The organism is Streptomyces sp. SCSIO ZS0520, assembly GCF_025643355.1.
GTDB classification, from domain to species: Bacteria; Actinomycetota; Actinomycetes; order Streptomycetales; family Streptomycetaceae; genus Streptomyces; species Streptomyces physcomitrii.
Genome location: NZ_CP092644.1, coordinates 5,563,738 through 5,582,145 on the forward strand (window position 1 = coordinate 5,563,738; position 18,408 = coordinate 5,582,145).

Here is an 18,408-nt window from a genome sequence, read left to right on the forward strand (position 1 = left end):
TGCACGGCGCACAAGGCGCTCAGGGAGGGGATCCGGGCGGCCGCGTACCGCAGGGGGTGCAGGGCGGCCGGGGCCTCTACTCCCCGGGGAGGCGCGGGGGTTCCGACCAGCGGGCGCCGCGACTGTCGGCGGGCGCCCGTACGGTGGGGCGCATGGATCTGAGACTGCCCGAGCTGCGGGCCGCGCTGCGCGGCGGGCTCCGGCCTGCCCTGCGCACGCCCCGCCGGTGGCTCGCCGCCGGGGCCGCCGTGGCCGTGCTCGCCGGGGCCGGCACCTTCCGTGCCGTCGCCTCCGACGAGGCGCCGCCCGTGCACCGCAGCGACCGCGTACTGGACTCGGGCGGCACCAGGATCGACACCTCCTACTTCACCTCCGGTGGCGGCCGCCGCCCGGCCGTCCTGCTCACCCACGGCTTCGGCGGCAGCAAGGACGACGTCCGCGGCCAGGCCGAGAAGCTCGCCCGCGCGGGATACGCCGTGCTGACCTGGTCCGCCCGCGGCTTCGGCGACTCGGGCGGGCGGATCGGCCTCAACGACCCGAAGGCGGAGGTCGCCGACGTCTCCCGGCTCGTCGACTGGCTCGCCGCGCGGCCCGAGGTGCGGCTCGACGGCAAGGGCGACCCGCGGGTCGGCGTCACCGGCGCCTCGTACGGGGGCGCGGTCTCGCTGCTCTCCGCCGGGTACGACAAGCGGGTGGACGCGATCGCGCCCTCGATCACCTACTGGAGCCTGGCCGAAGCCCTCTTCCCGAACGGCGTGTTCAAGAAGACCTGGGCGGGCCTCTTCCTCAACACCGGCGGCGGCTGCGCCCGCTTCGAGCCCGAGCTGTGCCGGATGTACCAGCGGGTGGCGCGCACGGGCGTGCCCGACGAGGCGGCCAGGCGGCTCCTGGAGGCGCGCAGCCCGGCCGCCGTCGGCAAGCGGATCGACGTACCGACCCTCTTCTTCCAGGGGCAGAACGACTCGCTCTTCCCGCTCGGCCAGGCCGACGAGGCGGCGCGGGCCATCCGCGCCAACGGCGCCCCCGTCGACGTCGACTGGATCGCGGGCGGCCACGACGGCGGCGCCATGGAGACCGCGCGGATAGCGGGCCGCGTCACCGACTGGTTCGACCGGTACCTGAAGGAGGAGAAGGGCACCGACACCGGACCCGCCTTCCGCGTCACCCGCACCGGGGGCGTGGACTCCACCGACGGCGCCGCCACCCTGCGCGGCGCCGACGCCGAGGCGTACCCGGGGCTCGGCAACCGCCGCCGGGACGTCGAACTCGGCGGCGGCACCCGGCACTTCGAGAACCCGGCGGGCGGCAGCCCGCCCGCCATCTCCGGCCTGCCCGGACTCGGCGGGCCGGGCGGCGGCGCAGGAGAGGAAGGCGGGGGCACCGCGCTCTCCCAGCTCTCCTCCTTCGGTCGCGGCATCTCCTTCGACTTCCCCGGCCAGCACGCCCGCTTCGACTCCGCGCCGCTCCGCCGCGATCTGCGGATCACCGGCGCGCCCACGGTGCGCGTCCAGCTGAAGTCCAGCAGCGCGGACATGGTGCTCTTCGGCAAGGTCTACGACGTCGGCAGCGACGGCACCAGCGAGGTGCTCCCCTCCAACCTGGTCGCCCCGGTGCGGGTGAAGGGCACCGGCAGCGGCGGCGGCAAGGAGGCCGAGCTCACCCTGCCCGCCGTCGACCACGAGCTGCGCAAGGGTCACCGCCTGCGCCTGGTCCTCGCCAGCACCGACCTCGGCTACGCCTCGCCCGCCGAGCCCGCCGCCTACCGCGCCACCCTCAAGGGCCCGCTGCGGGTGCCCACCGCGCCCGCCGTGGACACCGCCGCCGCCCCGCTGCCCTCCTGGGTGTGGTGGCTGCCGCTCGGCGGCGCCCTGCTCGCCCTCGGCCTGCTGCTCACCGGCCGCCGCCGCACCACGGCGACCCCGCCGCCGGACCCGGCCCTCGCCGAAGTCCCGCTGGAGATAAGCAATTTGAGCAAGCGGTACGCCAAGTCGGCGGACCGGTACGCGGTGCGCGAGCTGTCCTTCCGGGTGGAGAAGGGGCAGGTGCTCGGCCTGCTCGGGCCCAACGGCGCGGGCAAGACCACCACCCTGCGGATGCTGATGGGCCTCATCCGCCCCGACGAGGGCGAGATCCGCGTCTTCGGCCACGCCATCCGGCCCGGCGCCCCGGTGCTCTCCCGCGTCGGCGCCTTCGTGGAGGGCTCCGGCTTCCTGCCGCACCTGACGGGCCGGGCCAACCTCGACCTGTACTGGCGGGCCACCGGCCGCCCCGCCGAGGGCGCGCACACCGCCCAGGCCCTGGAGATCGCCGGTCTGGGCAGCGCCCTCGACCGCGCCGTGCGCACCTACTCCCAGGGCATGCGGCAGCGGCTCGCCCTCGCCCAGGCCATGCTCGGCCTGCCCGACCTGCTGATCCTGGACGAGCCCACCAACGGACTCGACCCGCCGCAGATCCGCGAGATGCGCGAGGTGATGATCCGGTACGCCGCCGCCGGGCGCACCGTCATCGTCTCCAGCCATCTGCTCGCCGAGGTCGAGCAGTCCTGCACCCACCTGGTGGTGATGGACCGCGGCGCCCTCGTCCAGGCGGGCCCGGTCGCCGAGATCACCGGCAGCGGCGAACAGCTCCTGGTGGGCACCGCCACCGAGGTGCCGGAGCCGATGGTGCACAAGATCGCCGCCCTGCCCGGCGTCCGCTCCGCCGTCCGCACCGACGGCGGGCTCCTCGTCCAGCTCGACGGCACCACCGGCGCCTCCCGGCTGCTGACCGAACTCGTACGCCTGGAGGTGCCGGTGGAATCCCTCGGCCCGCACCGCCGCCTTGAGGACGCCTTCCTGACCCTGATCGGAGGCAGCGCGTGAGCGCCCCGGCCGCACCCCCCGAGGTGGCCCCCGGCTACCGTCCGCTGCGCACCCTGCCGCTGCGCGTCGAACTCGCCCGGCAGCTGCGGCGCCGCCGCACCCTGGTGATGGGCGCCGTGCTCGCCCTGCTGCCCTTCGTGCTGCTGCTCGCCTTCGCGGTGGGCGGCGAACCGGGCGGCAGGAACGGCCGGGTCAGCCTGATGGACACGGCCACCGCCTCCGGAGCGAACTTCGCGGCGACCTGCCTCTTCGTCTCCGCGGGCTTCCTCCTGGTCATCCCGGTGGCGCTCTTCTGCGGGGACACCGTGGCCTCCGAGGCGGGCTGGTCCTCGCTGCGGTATCTGCTCGCGGCCCCCGTGCCCCGGGCCCGGCTGCTGGTCTCCAAGCTCACCGTCGCCCTCGGCCTGAGCCTCGCCGCGATCGTGCTGCTCCCGCTGCTCGCCCTCGCCGTGGGCAGCCTCGCCTACGGCTGGGGCCCGCTGGAGATCCCGACCGGCGGCGCCCTGCCCGCCGGTACGGCCCTGCAGCGCCTGACGATCGTCACCGGCTATGTCTTCGCCTCCCAACTCGTCACCGCCGGGCTCGCGTTCTGGCTCTCCACCCGCACCGACGCCCCGCTCGGCGCGGTCGGCGGCGCGGTCGGCCTGACCATCCTCGGCAACGTCCTCGACGCCGTCACCGCCCTCGGCGACTGGCGCGACTTCCTCCCCGCCCACTGGCAGTTCGCCTGGGCCGACGCCCTCCAGCCCCAGCCCGAATGGGGCGGCATGATCCAGGGCACCGCCCTCTCCGTGACGTACGCGGTGGTGCTGGTGGCGCTGGCCTTCCGGGGGTTCCGGGGGAAGGACGTGGTGTCGTGAGGGGCTGAGTTCCCGGGCGGGGTACGCAGTCGGGCGGGGCCCGGGTCCGAGCGGCCGCCGGGTGGTCCGCCTCCCGTCCGCGGCTACGGGGCGGACCGCGCCCCGTCCCGCCCCAGCTCCCGGACCTCCCCCCTCAAGTCTCCTGCCCCGTGGCCGCCTTGTGACCGGCTCGCAACACTTCCGGCCGAGCGAAACGGGTCCCTGCCGCGTCGGAGTAGTGAGCGCGGTACCGCGCTCACCATCCGGCGGAGGGCCGGGCGGGGCAGTACGGGCGACCGCGCCCCGCCCCGCCCGTTCCCGACACCGCCGGGACGAGGACGGAACCGGGAGAAGGAAGAGGGGGCGGGATGCACACGCAGACCGGGACGCGCGGGCGGGATCGATGGAGGCGGCGGCCGGGGCCGGTCGGCGCGCTGATCGCGGTGGGGACCGCGGGCGCGCTGCTGCTCACGGGATGTACGAGCGACGGCGGCTCGTCCGGCGACAGGTCGGGAGCCGCACGGGAGGACGCCGCCGGAGGGGCGCCCGCGCGCAGCGCCGCGCCCTTCGCGCCGGGCGGCGCGCAGGACACGGACAAGCGGGAGGGCGAGCGGGACGAGGAGCCCTCGAAGCGGCCCGGGGCCGACTACCTGTCCACCTTCGCCCTCGACGTGGACACCGCCTCCTACGGCTTCGCCCGCCGCTCCATCGAGGACGGGGCGCTGCCGGACCCGGAGACCGTACGGCCGGAGGAGTTCGTCAACAGCTTCCGGCAGGAGTACCGGCAGCCCGGCGGCGACGGCTTCGCGGTCACCGTCGACGGCGCGCGCACCGGCGGCGACTGGTCCCTGGTCCGGGTGGGCCTCGCGACCCGCTCGGTGCCGCGGGACGAACGGCCGCCCGCCGCGCTGACCTTCGTCGTCGACGTCTCCGGTTCGATGGCGGAGCCCGGTCGGCTCGATCTCGTACGGGACGCCCTGGAGTCGGCGGCGGGCGGGCTGCGCGACGAGGACTCGATGGCGATCGTCGCCTTCAGCGAGGAGGCCGAGGAGATCCTGCCGATGACCCGGCTCGACGGCAACCGCGACCGGGTGCGCGACCGCATCGAGGAGCTGGAGCCGACCAGTTCGACCAATCTGGAGGCGGGCGTCAGCACCGGATACGACACCGCCGCCGACGGTCGCCGCAAGGGGGCGACGAACCGGGTGGTGCTCCTGTCCGACGCCCTCGCCAACACCGGGGAGACCGACGCCGACGACATCCTCGACCGGATCGAGGAGGAGCGCCGCGAGCACGGCATCACCCTCTTCGGGGTCGGCGTCGGCAGCCAGTACGGGGACGCCCTGATGGAACGCCTCGCCGACAAGGGCGACGGGCACACCACCTATGTCTCCGAACGCGAGGAGGCCCGGGCCCTGTTCACCGAGCAACTGCCCGCCAACGTCGGCCTGCGCGCCCGCGACGCCAAGGCCCAGGTCGCCTTCGACCGGGACACGGTGCGCGCCTTCCGTCTGATCGGCTACGACAACCGGCAGGTCGCCGACGAGGACTTCCGCGACGACCGCGTCGACGGCGGCGAGGTCGGCCCCGGCCACACGGTGACGGCGCTGTACGCGGTACGCCTGAAGCAGGGTGCCGAGGGCGGTCTCGCCAAGGCGACGGTCCGCTGGCTCGACCCCGACGACCGCAAGCCGCACGAGACCTCCGGCCGCCTCGACTCCGGTGACCTGGCCGAGGACCTCGACGAGGCGGACACCGGCCTGCGGACCACCGCCGTCGCCGCCTACTTCGCCGACGCCCTGCGCGGCCGCGACGACCGCTGGGAGACCCTTCCGGCCACCCCGTCCCTCGCCGAACTCGCGGAGCAGGCGGAGGAGTTGGCGGACAGCTCGGGCGACAGGGCGGTGGACGACCTCGCCGAGACCCTGGACAAGGCCGCCGAGCTACGGGAACGGGGGCCCAGCCGGCGGCCGGGGAGCGGTGGGGAGGAGGGGGAGTTGCGGTGAGGTGCGGTGAGGTGAGGGGGGTGGGGAGTGAGTGGGTGAGTGGGGGTGCGGGGCGGGGCGGTGGCTGACGATCGGCTGGTGGCTGGTGGCTGGTGGCTGGTGGCTGGTGGCTGGTGGCTGGTGGCCGGGGGCGGGTGACATGTGACAGGTAGCAGATGACGGATGACAGATATCAATATCCGTCATCCGTTATCCGTCACATGTCACCCGTCACCTTCGGTTCGTCAGCCGTCAGCCGTCAGCCCCACCCGTGGTTCCTACGCCCCAGAACCACAAGTCACGAGCCCCGCCCCGCGAGCTGGGGGGCGGCACCCTGGCGGCACTTGACCACGGCCACCCACCCCTCACCTCACCACCCCTCACCTCACCACCCCTCACCCCCGAACCCCCACCACCCGATACCCATACGCATAACCCCGCCCCGCCCGCAGCCGATACGCGTCCAGCGGCGGTGCCCCCCACGAGTCGTTGCCGCCCACGCCGGTCTGGCGGTGGTTGACGGCCAGCAGGGTTTCGCCGCGCCGTTTCAGTTCGTACGGGTGGCGGGGGCCGTCCAGGTCGAGGGCGGTGTAGTGCAGGGCGCTCGTCTCCAGGAGGGGTTCGTCGCCCTCGGGGTCGGCGTGGATCAGGAGACCCGTACCGGAGCGGTCGGTGAGGCGGAGGCTGCGGACGTCCGTGGTGTTGCCGGTCTCCTGCGGGCGGGTGTAGGCGGTGAAGCGGTCGTCCACGGTGGCGCGGTAGCGGCCGACGAGGGCGGCGGCCTTGCGGTCGGCGTAGTTCTCGTGCGGTCCGCGGCCGTACCATTCGAGCCGTTCGAAGCCCTCGGGGACGGTCAACAGGGCCCCGATCAAGGGGATTTCGGGCAGCTTCGCGGGGGCGTCGAGGTGGTGGCGGACCCGTACCGAGCCGTCTCCGAACACCCGGAAGACTGTCTGCCAGGTGGCGGGCTCCGGCTCGGTCGGCAGTTTTGCGGTGACCTCGATACGGACCTCGCCCGGCGCGGGCCGGGAGACCTCGACGGAGGTCACCTTCCGCCGGGCGCCCGCCTCGCGCCAGGTGCGGGCCTCCTTCTCGAAGCCGCGGCCGATGTCGTTGTCGGTCGGCGCCCGCCAGAAGTGCGGCACCGGGCCCTCGGAGAGCAGCAGCCGCCCGCCCGCGCGGTAGGAGGAGAGGGTGCCGGTGCTCTCGTCGAGGACGAGTTCGAAGGAGCGGCCGCTGACCTTCACCCGGCGTCCGGCACGGTCGAGTCGGAGCGGGGGCACTTCGGCGGGCCGCGGTGCGGCGGGCGCGGGCACCCGCCAGTCGAGCGCGAACTGCCCGGCGCAGACCTCGTGCCCGGCCTCCGCCCAGGGCGTCGCCTCCGTCAGCACCACGCGCACCGTGAGCAGGTACTCGGCCCCGGGCGCCGGCTCGGCGGGCTTCCGTACGGGCAGTCGTACCCGCGCCTCCTGTCCGGGACCGGCCTTCGGCGCCGGGGCGGTTCCGCTCTGCGTCTCGGTGCCGTCCACCGTGACACTCCACCTCAGGGTGTAGGCGGCGAGGGTGGAGAAGAGGTGCTTGTTGCGGACCGCCATCTCGCCGTCCCCCTCGCCCGCGCCGAGCGCCACGGGGCTGTAGACCTGCTTGACCTCCAGGAGCCCGGGGTGCGGATGCCGGTCGGCGCGTACCAGTCCGTCGGCGCAGAAGTTGCCGTCGCTGGGGTAGGTCGGGTGCCAGTCGCCGCCGTAGGAGAAGTAGCTGTGCCGCGGGTCGCCGGGGACCGGCAGGCGCACCGAGTGCTCCACCCACTCCCAGACGAAGCCGCCGTGCAGGTTCGGGTAGCGGTCGAAGATCTCCCCGTACTCGCGCAGGTTGCCGGTGGAGTTGCCCATGGCGTGCGCGTACTCGCACAGGATGTGCGGGACGGGGTTGCCGGACCTGCCGTACTCCTCGACGGTCGCCGGGGTGCTGTACATCATGCTGTACATGTCGGCGACCTCGTTCATGCCCTCGTAGTGGATCGGGCGGGTGGAGTCGCGGGCGCGGGCCCAGTCGGCCATGGCGCGGAAGGTGTCGCCGCCGCCGGCCTCGTTGCCGAGGGACCAGGCGATCACGCAGGCGTGGTTCTTGTCCCGCTCGACCATGGAGCGGATCCGGTCCATGCAGGCGGCCCGCCACTCGGCCAGCGAGCCGGGCAGCCGGTCGCGCACCTCGTGGGTCTCCAGGTTGGTCTCGCCGATGACGTAGAGGCCGTACTCGTCGCAGAGCTCAAGCCAGCGCGGGTTGTTGGGGTAGTGGGAGGTGCGGACGGCGTTGACGTTGTGCTGCTTCATCAGGCGGATGTCCTCGCGCATCCGCGACTCGGGTACCGCCTGGCCGTGGTCGGGGTCGGTCTCGTGCCGGTTGACGCCGCGCAGCATCACCGGCTCGCCGTTGACGGTGAACCGGCCGGGACCGCAGTCGACTTCGCGGAATCCGATCCGGGTGCGGTGGACATCGCTCGCCTTGCCGTCCACCTCCAGGCTGAGGACCAGGGTGTAGAGGTCGGGTCGTTCGGCGGACCAGAGCCGGGGCGCCCGCACCTCGCCGTGCAGCTCCACCTCCGTGCCGCCCTCGCCGCCGTCGCCGCCCTCGCCGAAGGGGACCTCGGCGCTCAGCGGCGGGTCGAAGACAGGTCGGCCCGCCGCGTCGTGCAGTTGGACCCGGACCGTGTGCGTCCCGCGCGCTCCCGCCGGTCCGCGTACCGCCGCGGTGACGTCCAGGCGGGCCCGGCCGAAGTCGCCGCCGGGGAAGGAGGTGCGGACGAAGAGGTCCCGTACGTGGGTGCGCGGCACCGAGTAGAGGTAGACGTCGCGGAAGATCCCGGACAGGTCGATCATGTCCTGGTCCTCCAGCCAACTCCCGTCCGACCAGCGGTAGACCTCCACCGCCAGGGAGTTCTTCCCGGGCCGCAGATACGCGCTCACCTCGAACTCGGCGGGCGTGTAGCTGTCCTCGCTGTAGCCCACCCGCTCGCCGTTGACCCAGACGAAGAAGGCCGACTTCACGCCCTGGAAGGAGAGCAGGGTGCGCCGCCCGTCCCAGTCGCCGGGGACGGTGAAGGTGCGCCGGTAGGAGCCGACCGGGTTGAACTCCTGTGGCACGTCCGGGAATTCGGGCTTCTCGAAGCCGGTCCAGGGATAGGGCACATTGAGGTAGATCGGCATCTCGTACCCGTGCAGCTCCCAGTTCGACGGCACCGGGATCCGGTCCCAGCCGCTGTCGTCGTACTCCGGGGCGGCGAAGCCCTCGGGGCGCGCCGCCGGGTTCTTCGCCCAGTGGAAGCGCCAACTCCCGTTCAGCGAGCGGTAGTACGGCGAGTCCGTGAGCCTGCCGCGCAGTGCCTCGGCGGCCGAGGCGAAGGGGACGAGGCGGGCCCGGGCGGGCTCCCGGTTGACCTGGAAGACCTCCGGGTCGGCGTTCCACTCCCCGCCCGGCGCGCTCCGGGCGGCGGCGGGGCCGTTCCCCGGGCGGCCCGCGCCCGCGGCGAAGGCCTGTTTCTGCGCGGCGAAGGCGGCCCATCCGGTCAGGGCGGCTCCGGCGGTCAGTATGCGGCGGCGGCTGGGTCCTGATGCGCTCATCCCGGTCTCCGAACAGAAGGCGACAAGAACAACCAGAGTCGGACAGCTGCTGTTCGGGGAACAAGATGAAATACGCCAGGGCTGTGGCCGAAAATCCCTTAAGGTCCGCCACCTGCTGTGCGTTCCCGCTCGGTTCTGCGGGAATCGGCTCGCTTCTCGTCAACTCGGCTGGCTGGCACGGGTGTTGGGTTTCGTGCCCTTGCCGTCCCGGAGCGGAGAAACTTCCGCCGTTCAGGGAACGGACGGCCTCCGTTCACCCTCTTCCGGGAGGGAACCCCCTTCCCGGGCGGAACCGCGGTCCGCGGCCGCCTCGGCATCCCGGGTCCCAGGAGCACGCCCCGCCCCGAGTCGCCGTCGGGCCCCCTTCCCCCACCTCCGTGCGGGGCCCGGCGGCAGGCCGCGGCCGACGCGCACGCGCGTCGGCCGCGGCTGGTGCAGGAGACGGACGAGCCGTCGAAGTCGCCTTCTCCTGACCATTGCTGATGAGGCGTCAGCACTTCTTGTAGTCGACCCGCGAGGAGTTGTACGCGCAGCTGTCGACCTTGGCGCCGCTCGACTTCTTCAGGGTCGCGGTGTCCTTGTCGTTGTTCCAGACGTAGGCCGCCCGGCCCTGGTAGCGGGTGGCCGAGGTGTTGCTGCCCTTGCCGGTGCGCACGGTGACGGTCTTGCCCTTGCCGAGCGTGTAGCTGCCGAAGGTGTAGCTGTGCCGGGAGGAGTCGGTGACCGTCCAGCCCTTGAGGCTGACCGAGGCCGAGGTGGTGTTCCGGATCTGCACGTACTCGCCGTTGAGGCTCCCGTTGCTGCGGGTGTCCTTGCCCGGGCTGTCGTAGTAGATCTTGTACAGGTGGACCGAGCCCGCGGCCTCGGCGGGAGCGGGCAGCAGGGCCAGGCCGAGCGCGGCGGTGCCGACGGAGGCGGCTGCGGTGAGGCGTATGCGTGTACGAGACATGCGTGTCCTTGGAATCGGGCCGGGCACCCCCCAGTTGAGGCCCGGCGACACCTCAGATTATGCACGCCGCCGTCACATTTTCTTCACTTCGCGGAAAGCTCCTCCCCGTACGCGAGGCCACCCGCCGCGCCCCTGGTGTCCCTACGCCGCATCCGTACGCCTACGCGCCCTCCCCGGGCTCCTTCTCGTCCGGCAGTTGCCGCAAGGCCTGGAGCGCCACGGCGAGTTCGGCCGCCACCCGGGGGTCCTGGAGGGAGCGGCCGGTCAGCTCCTGGAGGCGGCGCAGCCGGTAGCGCACGGTGTTGGGGTGGCAGTAGAGCCGCTTCGCCGCGCGGGGCACCGAGCCGCCCGCCGCGTACCAGTGCTCCAGGGTGCCGAGCAGGCGGGCGCGCTCCGCGGGCTCCACGGCCAGGACCCGGCCGAGGACCGCGGTGGCGATCCGGCCCGCCTCCTCCGGCGCCGCCGCGACGAGCGGGGCGAGCACGCTGTCGTCGAAGCGGGCGACTCCCGCGCTGCCGCCGGGCAGCCCGGCGAGTGCCAGCCGGGCGAGGCGCAGCGCCCGCGGCGTCTCCCGCAGGCTGCCGAAGGGCGGGCTGATCCCGACCCGGGCGTCCGCGTACAGCCGGGCGAGGCGCACCACGTCCTCCTCGCCGCCCGCGCCGCGCAGGGCGACCACGCCGGTCTGCAGGTCGGGCATCAGCCGCCAGGCCGAGCGGGTCTGCTCGCCGCTGAGCCGGGCCTCGAACCCGGGGAGCGCCTCCCGGCCGGGCGCCGGGACCTCGGCGGCGACCACCAGGAAGGTCCCCTCCGCGGGCAGGCCCAGCGTGGTGGCCGCCTCCCAGAGGGTGGTCCGGTCGGTGAGCAGGCCGGTGAACAGGGCCTCCACCAGCGCCGCCCTGGCCCGTTCGCGCTGGAGCAGCAACTGCGCGGCGGCCTGCCGGTAGGCGTCGCTCGCCGCGGCGGCCAGTCCTTCGTTCACCCACCAGGCGGCGAGCGCCACCACGGTCTCGGAGCTGACCTCGCCCGCCCCGCGCGCCGCGCTCGTCAGCTCCGACCACAGGAACTGCGAGCCCACGCGGTAGGCGTGCAGCAACTCGCCGAGCGGCGCGCCCTGCCGGGCCCGTTCGCGTCCGGTGTCGTGCGCCGGGGCCAGGTCCTCGGTCAGGCCCGAGTCCGCCAACTGCCCGAACACCAGACGGGTGTTGCGGCAACAGGACGCGGACAGCTCCCCGAAGGGGACACGCTCCTCGCTGCCGTAGTAGTCCACCTCGGCACGGATGCGGCGGGCCATCCGGGTGCCCAGGTGCGGGGCGCGTTCCAGGAGTGCGGTCGCCACCGGCGCGATCTCCGGCGGCGGTGCGGGAGGGCGGCTCATGGCGGCAGGCTACCGACCGGCCCGGGCGCGGGGGAGCGGCGGATGCCGTGGGGGCGGGCCTGTTGTCCGCGCGGACAGACGGACCGCCCGGATTCTGTACGGGAGGACAGCGGGCCGGGGCGGGAGCCGTGGCGGGGACGGCCGCGCATACCGGCGGTGGCGGGCCGGGATGTCGTTCGGGCGGGCGTTGTGGCGGGCCACCACGGCAAGCCCCGGGAACTGTGGGCCGCGTCCAAGATTCCGTACCGCCGTCTTCCCCATCCTGGGACGCACTGCGGATCCGGTGATCCCCGGGCAGAGGACTGCTGTTCCGGGGATTGCCGGTCTCGGGATTGCCGGTCCGAGGGCTGTCGGTCCAAGGACTGCCGGTCCGAGGGCTGCTGGTCCCGGGATCGCGGGGCCTGGGGTTGTCGGTCCGAGAACTCCGGATCCCGGGATTGCCGGTCCCAGGGTCGCCGATCCCAGGACTCCGGATCCCAGGACCGGCGGTCTCAGGAGCACTGATCCCAGGACCACTGATCCCGGGACTACTGATCCCAGGACCAGTCATCCCAGGACCGCCGCTCCCGAGACCACTGCTCCGAGAACCGTCGATCCGCCGCCCCCCAGAGCCGTTGGACCCCCGAGGGTCCAGGAGGAGAAGACCACCCCATGACCCGGAACACGCCCCACCCCACGCCCGGTCACTCGCCCCGCCACGCCTCCCGCCCCACCGCCGACGAGGCATCCCGCCTGCCCCGGAACATCCGGCGAGGCCTCCTCGCCGGAGCGGCCGCCGCTGCCGCGCTGTCGCTGGCCGTGCCCGCCTCGGCGCGGTCCGGCGGTGCCGGACAGCCGCCCGCCGCAGCCGGGTCCGACCGGGCCGCGCACCCCGCGGTGGCAGCCCAGGGAGCCGACTACGTCGCGCTCGGCGACAGTTACAGCGCCGGTGCGGGCATCCTGCCGCTGGCCCCGGGCGCGCCCCTGCTGTGCGCGCAGTCCGGCAAGAACTACCCGCGGCTGCTCGCGGGCGCCCTGGACGCCCGGCTCAAGGACGTCAGCTGCGCCCTGGCGGAGACGAAGCACCTGGAGAAGTCGCAGTACCCGGGTGTCGCCCCGCAGCTCGACGCGCTGGGCGGCGAAACCGACCTGGTCACGCTGACCCTGGGCGGCAACGACAACAACGTCTTCCTCGGCTCGATCCTCGCCTGCGGCACGGCCGGGCTCGGCTCCGGCGGGAAGGGCAGCCCGTGCAAGGACAAGCACGGCAGCAGCTACGAGGAGCAGATCGACCGGGACACCTACCCCGCCCTCAAGGCCTCGCTGGAGAAGATCAAGGCGAAGGCACCCGCCGCCCGGGTCGTGGTGCTCGGCTACCCGTGGATCATGCCCGAGCAGCCGGTGAAGGGCTGCTTCGCCAAGATGCCGATCGCCGAGGGCGACGTCCCCTATATGCGCTCCCTCCAGACCCACCTCAACGAGGCCGTGGCCCGCGCCGCCCGGGAGACCGGCAGTACCTTCGTCGACCTCGCCGAGGCCTCGGACGGCCACGACGCCTGCGCCCCCGCCAAGACCCGCTGGGTCGAACCGGTGCTCTTCGGCAGCAACTTCATCCCCGTCCACCCGAACGCGACCGGCCAGCAGGCGATGGCCTCCGCGACGGACACGGCCCTGCGGACGAACCGGGGCTGACCGAGACCGGGGCGGACTCCAACCGGCACTGGCCCGCCTGAAACTGATGGAGCGTCATCAGCTGCCCCTCTCGCTTCCCCCCCCCGCATGCCCCGGGCCCCTCCCCGCCTTCACGGCAGGGAGGGGCCCGCGCAGCTGCCGGGAGGGGCCCGAGCGGCCCCGTCGCCATCGGCCCGGGAGACCGGTGGGGGAGACCCGCGCACGCGGCCAACTGCCCCTGTTCCGGGCCCGCTTGCGGGACGCCCGACTACACGCCGACTACGGACGCCGACTACGGACGCCGACTTCTGATGCCGACTTCTGACGTCGACTACGGGCGCCGACTACAGACGTCGGTTACGGCCGCTGCCGGTACTCGTCCACGATGGCGCGCCGGAGGACGGCGGTCTCCTCCATGACCGTGCCCTTCTCGCCCGCCCGGGTGTCCTCGGTGAGATAGCTGCGCTCACCGAGGTAGGCGAGGCTGTCCCGATCGAAGACCCACTCGGTGGCGACAGAGGCCCGCTTGTCGGTACGGGAGACGGCCACTCCGTGCCGCCCGGCCGGGTCGACCGCGTCCTCGATCTTCGTGACGCCGGGGATCCGCGCGGCGGCCTTGTAGAGCGCGGCGGCATTGCGGGGCGGCATCACGGTGTCGTCAAGGAGTTCGCCGATCTGCTCGAAGACGGTCTGCGCCTTCTCCCTGCCCTCCTCCGGCTTCGTGATCCGGTACAACTCCCTGAGCAGCGCGCCCGGTTCGGTGGGCAGTGAGGAGAGCCACCGGTACGTGGGCCGGTACGCGCCCGCCGGGACCCCGGGCGAACCGGGCGGGAGCAGCTCGCGCAGCGGCACGTACTCCCCCTCCTCGTAGATCACGCCCAGCCTCTTCACCGGCCCCGGCCGCTGCGACATCCACACCTCGCGGGGGTGCAGCTTCCCCGGCGTGAACACCCCGTCCGGTCCGCCCTCGGCCCCCGCCGTCAGGCTCTTCACGTACACCAACTGGTCGTCGCGGACCGGTGTGGCCGGCGACTTCGCGGCGACCGCGGCGATCTGGTCCAGGAGGACGACGGCGTTGTCCGCCCCGCCCTGGCGCCCGGCCTCGGTGCCGGAGTCCGCGCCACCGCCCGAACTCCCGCCTCCGGCAAGGCCGAAGACCACGGCTCCGGCGAGCGCGAGCGCCGTCGCGGGCATCCACAGCGCCGGGCGCGGGAGCCGTCCGCGGACCCGGCCGAGGAGCCCGGCAGCGGTGGCACGGGCCCCGGCCCCGGCCGGCACGCGGCCTCCGCCCCGGCTCCGGCTCTGGCTCTGGCTCCGGCTCTGGCTCCGGGCAGCTTCGTCATCGATGTCGATGAGAGTCATCAAGCGGTCCTTGTGGTGAAGGTAGGGACCAGAAGGCACATCCCGTTCCGCCGGCGGCGGCAACAGCCTTGCGAGCCGGGCCAGTTCGTCCCTGCCGGGCCCGGAGCCTGAGGCGTTCATCGGGATCCCTCCTGCATCTCCTGAAAGGGAAGGGCCGCGAACGCGGCCTCACCCTTCACCTCTCCACGACGCCGCACCGGTTCCGTACTTATGCCGACTTTCCGGCCGTCTCTCCCTTCCCGCTTCTCCCGCCCGCTCTGCTCCGGCCCCTGGTTCACCCGCTCGCTCTTCGCCAACTCCCCGTCCGTGAGCCGCCGCAGACGGGCGCGGGCGCGTGAGAGCCGCGACCGTACGGTGCCGACCGGGACGCCGAGTGCCGCCGCGGCCTGTGCGTAGTCCATGCCGGACCACACGCACAGCGCCAGGACCTCGCGCTCCGGGCGCCGCAGCCGACCGAACGCCTGCTGTACGGCGGCGAGTTGGCGGGCGTCGTCGATCCGCCCGGCCGTCTCCTCGGCGAAGTCCGCCACCGGTTCGGGTGCGGGGCGGCGGGAGAGGAAGGCCAGCCGCCGGCCGATGCCGCGGTTGGCGTTGCGCGCCTTGTTGGTCGCGATCCCGAACAGCCAGGGCTTCAAGGTGCCGCCGTCCGGCTCCAGTTGCTCCCTGCTGCGCCAGGCCTCCAGAAAGGTGTCGCCCATCACCTCCTCGGCGACGGACCAGTCCCCGGTCAGCCGGTAGGCATGGTTGTACACGGCCTTCGCGTAGGCCTCGTAGACCTCTGCGAAAGCCCCCCGCTCTCCGGCCCGCACCCGCCCCCGCAGTCCCTCACTCATCGCGCCTCATCCTCGCCTCCACCTCATACCCGGACCTGTCGGCGGGGGGAGGGGAGTTCCGGTGAGGTGGGTCACGTACGGAGGTGGTCCCGTGGCATCGGCGGGCGGTGCCCCGGGGCGACGGCAGAGCGCCCCTTCCCCGTACCGCGCGAAAGGCTGTACGGAGAAGGGGCGTCGGGGCCCGGCGAGGGAGCCCGGTGGTCGCCGGACCGGCACCGGAGTACCGGATGGCTGGCGGCGGTTACCGGATGTGCCGCCCCGAAATGGCCCGGGCGATCACCAGCCGCTGGATCTCGCTGGTGCCCTCGAAGATCGTGTAGATCTTGGAGTCGCGGTACATGCGCTCCACCGGGTGTTCGCGGCTGTAGCCCGCGCCGCCGAGGATCTGGACGGCCTTCTCCGTTGCGGAGACGGCGAGTTCACCGGCGCGGAGCTTGGACATGGAGCCCTGGCCCGCATCGAAGGTCTTGCCGTTGCGGGCCATCCAGGCGGCCTGCCAGATCAGCAGGCGGCTGGCCTCGATCTCGGTGCGCATATCGGCCAGGGCGAAGGCGATGGCCTGGTTCTCGATGATCGGGCGGCCGAAGGCCTCGCGGTCACCGGCGTATGCGAGGGCGTACTCGTAGGCGGCCCGGGCGATGCCGAGCGCCTGGGCGCCCACGGTCGGGCGGCTGACCTCGAAGGTGGCCATGGCCGCCTGGCCCGCGGACCTGGTGCCCTCGCGGGCGCGGGCGAGGCGGGCGTCGAGCCTCTCCTTCCCGCCGAGCAGGCAGCTGCCCGGGACCCGTACGTCGTCCAGGAAGACCTCGGCGGTGTGCGAGGCGCGCAGGCCGAGCTTCTTGATCTTCTTGGAGCCGTCCAGGCCGGGCGTGTTCGGCGGTACCAGGAAGGCGGCCTGGCCGCGGGCGCCGAGTCCGGGGTCGACCGAGGCGACCACCACATGGATGTTGGCGATGCCGCCGTTGGTGATCCAGGCCTTCTGGCCGTTGAGCACCCACTCGTCCTTCGCCTCGTCGTAGCGGGCGCGGGTGCGCATGCCCGAGACGTCGGAACCGGCCCCCGGCTCGGAGACGCAGAAGGCGGCCAGCTTCGGGTCGTCCTCGTCGCCGAAGCACTGCGGGACCCACTCGGCGAGCTGGTCCGGCGTCCCGGCGGAGAAGATCCCGGCCACCGCGAGCGAGGTGCCGAAGAGGGCCATGCCGATTCCGGCGTCGCCCCAGAACAGCTCCTCGTTGGCGATCTGCAGGGAGATGCCCGAGGGGTCGCCGAAGAGGTCGGCCAGCGACTCGAATCCGTACAGGCCGATCTTCGCGGCCTCCTGGATGACGGGCCAGGGCGTCTCCTCGCGCTCGTCCCACTCGGAGGCGGCGGGGCGGACGACGTCCTTGGCGAAGCCGTGCACCCATTCCTTCAAGTCCTGCTGTTCTTCGGTGAGTTCGAAGGAGTAGGGCATGGCTCAGGCCTTCGGGATGTCGAAGTAGCGGGTCAGTCCTGAGGCGAAGCCGACGTCGCCCGCGATCTTCAGCTTGCGCATCATGAAGAGGGTGACCGGGCTGGCGTTGCCGGAGGCGAGCTTCAGGAACTCGGCGTCGCCGAGGATGATCGTCACGCGCGGCTCGGCCTCGGTGCGGCCCTCGCGGACCTGGCAGCTGCCGTTGTCGATGTCGGTCTCGTAGACCTTCTCCTCGATGCCGGTGATCTTCCACCGGACCAGCGCCTTCAGGGAGCCCGCGGTCTCCGGCTTGAACTGCCGGCCCATGCGGCCGAAGACCTCTGCGAGTACGCGGTCGCGCAGCTCACCGTCCTGCGCGAGTTGGTTGATCTCCTTGGTGGAGAGCTTCTTCACGATCTTCGCGAACTCCTCGGGAGTCACCGTCGCGAAGTCGAGTTCGGCCAGTGCGCCGATGCCGTCGGCCATCGAAGTCCCTGCCCTTCAGGTTCTCACTGCTTGTTGCTGAGGCTTGCTTCCGGGGTTCTTACTTCTGAGTAAACTTACTACGGAGTAAGATAAGGCGGGCTGGGTAGGCTGGCAAGGGTGAGCGAAGAAAAGGGCAGGGCCTCGGCGCAGAGGGGGCAGCGGCGGCGTGTGCCGCGGGAGGTCCGGGAGCAGCAGATCATCGACGTGGCGATCCAGGTGTTCGCCAAGCGCGGGTACCACGCCGCCTCCGTCGACGAGATCGCCGAACTCGCGGGCATCTCCAAGCCGATGGTCTACCTCTACCTCGACTCCAAGGAGGGCCTCTTCCTCGCCTGCCTGCGCCGCGAGGCGGACCGCCTGATGGCCGCCTTCCAGGAGGCGGCGCGCGGCGGCGGCACCCCCGAGCGGCGGCTGCACGCCGCGCTCGTCGCCTTCTTCGGCTTCGTCGCCGGGAGCCGCGACAGCTGGGTGGTGCTGCACCGCCAGGCCTCCGAGCTGAGCGAGGCCATCGCCGCCGCGGTCGCCGAGGCCCGCCGCGCGGTCATGGCGCAGGTGGCGGGACTGGTCCGGCACGGCATCGCGGAGGCGGACGGAAAGGTCCAACTCGGCGACGAGGACGCCGACTTCGTCGCGCACGCCCTGGTCGGCGCCGCCGATTCGCTCACCGACTGGATGGACCGCCACCCGAACCAGTCCCCGGAGGGCATCGCGCTGCGCCTGATGAACATGGTCTGGGTGGGTATGAGTCATGTCCTGGAGGGCGAGACCTGGGCGCCGTCCCCGGTCCGCGGCGAGGGCTGAGTCCCCCTCCCGCCCTCCGGGTGGCACCCTGGGCGGCTACGGAAGGCGCCCGCCCGGACGCGGAGGGTCCGCGGCCGTCTCACGTACGGAATCCACTCACTTTCCGCGCGTGACCGTGAGCCATCTCGTTGTGTCCGCACCATTGAATTTTGCTTACGCGTGAGTAAGTTGACTCTGGAGTAAGTAAGCGCGGGCTGTGTTCGGCGGTCGGCGCA

At 72.9% G+C, this 18,408-nt stretch carries 12 protein-coding genes; 5 read left to right on the top strand and 7 right to left on the bottom strand.

The window, feature by feature from the left end; translation table 11 throughout:
• The first annotated feature begins 152 nt into the window (after positions 1–152).
• From MID12_RS22190 to MID12_RS22200, 3 genes are all read left to right on the top strand, one after another.
• Positions 153–2,861, top strand: coding sequence for an alpha/beta fold hydrolase (locus MID12_RS22190; protein WP_263170208.1), 2,709 nt, complete (start codon positions 153–155; stop codon positions 2,859–2,861).
• Positions 2,858–3,721 (top strand): ABC transporter permease, encoded by an 864-nt coding sequence (locus MID12_RS22195; RefSeq protein WP_263170210.1) that lies wholly within the window; start codon positions 2,858–2,860, stop codon positions 3,719–3,721. Before MID12_RS22190 ends, MID12_RS22195 begins: the two co-directional genes overlap by 4 nt.
• A 347-nt stretch (positions 3,722–4,068) precedes the next feature.
• Positions 4,069–5,706, top strand: coding sequence for a vWA domain-containing protein (locus MID12_RS22200; RefSeq protein ID WP_263170213.1), 1,638 nt, complete (start codon positions 4,069–4,071; stop codon positions 5,704–5,706).
• Between the two features lie 374 nt (positions 5,707–6,080).
• Here the strand turns inward: MID12_RS22200 and MID12_RS22205 are convergent, their stop codons facing one another.
• From MID12_RS22205 to MID12_RS22215, 3 genes are all read right to left on the bottom strand, one after another.
• The gene (locus MID12_RS22205) at positions 6,081–9,305 is read right to left on the bottom strand and encodes a glycoside hydrolase family 2 TIM barrel-domain containing protein (RefSeq protein ID WP_263170214.1); all 3,225 of its coding nucleotides are present in this window, start codon (positions 9,303–9,305) and stop codon (positions 6,081–6,083) included.
• A 490-nt stretch (positions 9,306–9,795) separates the two neighbouring features.
• Entirely contained in the window at positions 9,796–10,254 is a 459-nt protein-coding gene (locus MID12_RS22210) for a lamin tail domain-containing protein (RefSeq protein WP_263170216.1), read from the bottom strand.
• A 160-nt stretch (positions 10,255–10,414) separates the two neighbouring features.
• On the bottom strand, positions 10,415–11,629 hold the full coding sequence (locus tag MID12_RS22215; RefSeq protein WP_052482538.1) for a PucR family transcriptional regulator: 1,215 nt from the start codon (positions 11,627–11,629) through the stop codon (positions 10,415–10,417).
• Positions 11,630–12,361: 732 nt separating this feature from the next.
• Here MID12_RS22215 and MID12_RS22220 point away from each other — a divergent pair.
• Positions 12,362–13,300, top strand: coding sequence for an SGNH/GDSL hydrolase family protein (locus MID12_RS22220; RefSeq protein WP_411577075.1), 939 nt, complete (start codon positions 12,362–12,364; stop codon positions 13,298–13,300).
• A 336-nt stretch (positions 13,301–13,636) separates the two neighbouring features.
• On the opposite strand, the gene MID12_RS22225 is transcribed toward MID12_RS22220, so the two are convergent.
• The 4 genes from MID12_RS22225 to MID12_RS22240 form a co-directional block, all read right to left on the bottom strand.
• Positions 13,637–14,761 carry a CU044_5270 family protein gene (locus MID12_RS22225; RefSeq protein ID WP_263170222.1) on the bottom strand — a complete coding sequence of 375 codons (1,125 nt, stop codon included), beginning with the start codon at positions 14,759–14,761 and terminating at the stop codon, positions 13,637–13,639.
• On the bottom strand, positions 14,758–15,474 hold the full coding sequence (locus tag MID12_RS22230) for an RNA polymerase sigma factor (RefSeq protein WP_263170225.1): 717 nt from the start codon (positions 15,472–15,474) through the stop codon (positions 14,758–14,760). Before MID12_RS22230 ends, MID12_RS22225 begins: the two co-directional genes overlap by 4 nt.
• Positions 15,475–15,715: 241 nt before the next feature.
• Positions 15,716–16,927 carry an acyl-CoA dehydrogenase family protein gene (locus MID12_RS22235; RefSeq protein ID WP_040253357.1) on the bottom strand — a complete coding sequence of 404 codons (1,212 nt, stop codon included), beginning with the start codon at positions 16,925–16,927 and terminating at the stop codon, positions 15,716–15,718.
• A gap of 3 nt (positions 16,928–16,930) precedes the next feature.
• The gene (locus MID12_RS22240; protein WP_040253361.1) at positions 16,931–17,392 is read right to left on the bottom strand and encodes an SCP2 sterol-binding domain-containing protein; all 462 of its coding nucleotides are present in this window, start codon (positions 17,390–17,392) and stop codon (positions 16,931–16,933) included.
• Between the two features lie 117 nt (positions 17,393–17,509).
• Here MID12_RS22240 and MID12_RS22245 point away from each other — a divergent pair, with 117 nt between their 5' ends.
• Positions 17,510–18,193 carry a TetR/AcrR family transcriptional regulator gene (locus tag MID12_RS22245; protein WP_052482539.1) on the top strand — a complete coding sequence of 228 codons (684 nt, stop codon included), beginning with the start codon at positions 17,510–17,512 and terminating at the stop codon, positions 18,191–18,193.
• Positions 18,194–18,408: the final 215 nt, after the last annotated feature.

Excerpts from the sequence above, each read along its gene's own strand:
- MID12_RS22190 (WP_263170208.1), top strand. The coding sequence starts at position 153 with ATGGATCTGAGACTGCCCGAGCTGCGGGCCGCGCTGCGCGGCGGGCTC.
- MID12_RS22200 (WP_263170213.1), top strand. The coding sequence starts at position 4,069 with ATGCACACGCAGACCGGGACGCGCGGGCGGGATCGATGGAGGCGGCGG.
- MID12_RS22205 (WP_263170214.1), bottom strand. The coding sequence starts at position 9,305 with ATGAGCGCATCAGGACCCAGCCGCCGCCGCATACTGACCGCCGGAGCC.
- MID12_RS22210 (WP_263170216.1), bottom strand. The coding sequence starts at position 10,254 with ATGTCTCGTACACGCATACGCCTCACCGCAGCCGCCTCCGTCGGCACC.
- MID12_RS22215 (WP_052482538.1), bottom strand. The coding sequence starts at position 11,629 with ATGAGCCGCCCTCCCGCACCGCCGCCGGAGATCGCGCCGGTGGCGACC.
- MID12_RS22225 (WP_263170222.1), bottom strand. The coding sequence starts at position 14,761 with ATGAACGCCTCAGGCTCCGGGCCCGGCAGGGACGAACTGGCCCGGCTC.
- MID12_RS22230 (WP_263170225.1), bottom strand. The coding sequence starts at position 15,474 with ATGAGTGAGGGACTGCGGGGGCGGGTGCGGGCCGGAGAGCGGGGGGCT.
- MID12_RS22235 (WP_040253357.1), bottom strand. The coding sequence starts at position 16,927 with ATGCCCTACTCCTTCGAACTCACCGAAGAACAGCAGGACTTGAAGGAA.
- MID12_RS22240 (WP_040253361.1), bottom strand. The coding sequence starts at position 17,392 with ATGGCCGACGGCATCGGCGCACTGGCCGAACTCGACTTCGCGACGGTG.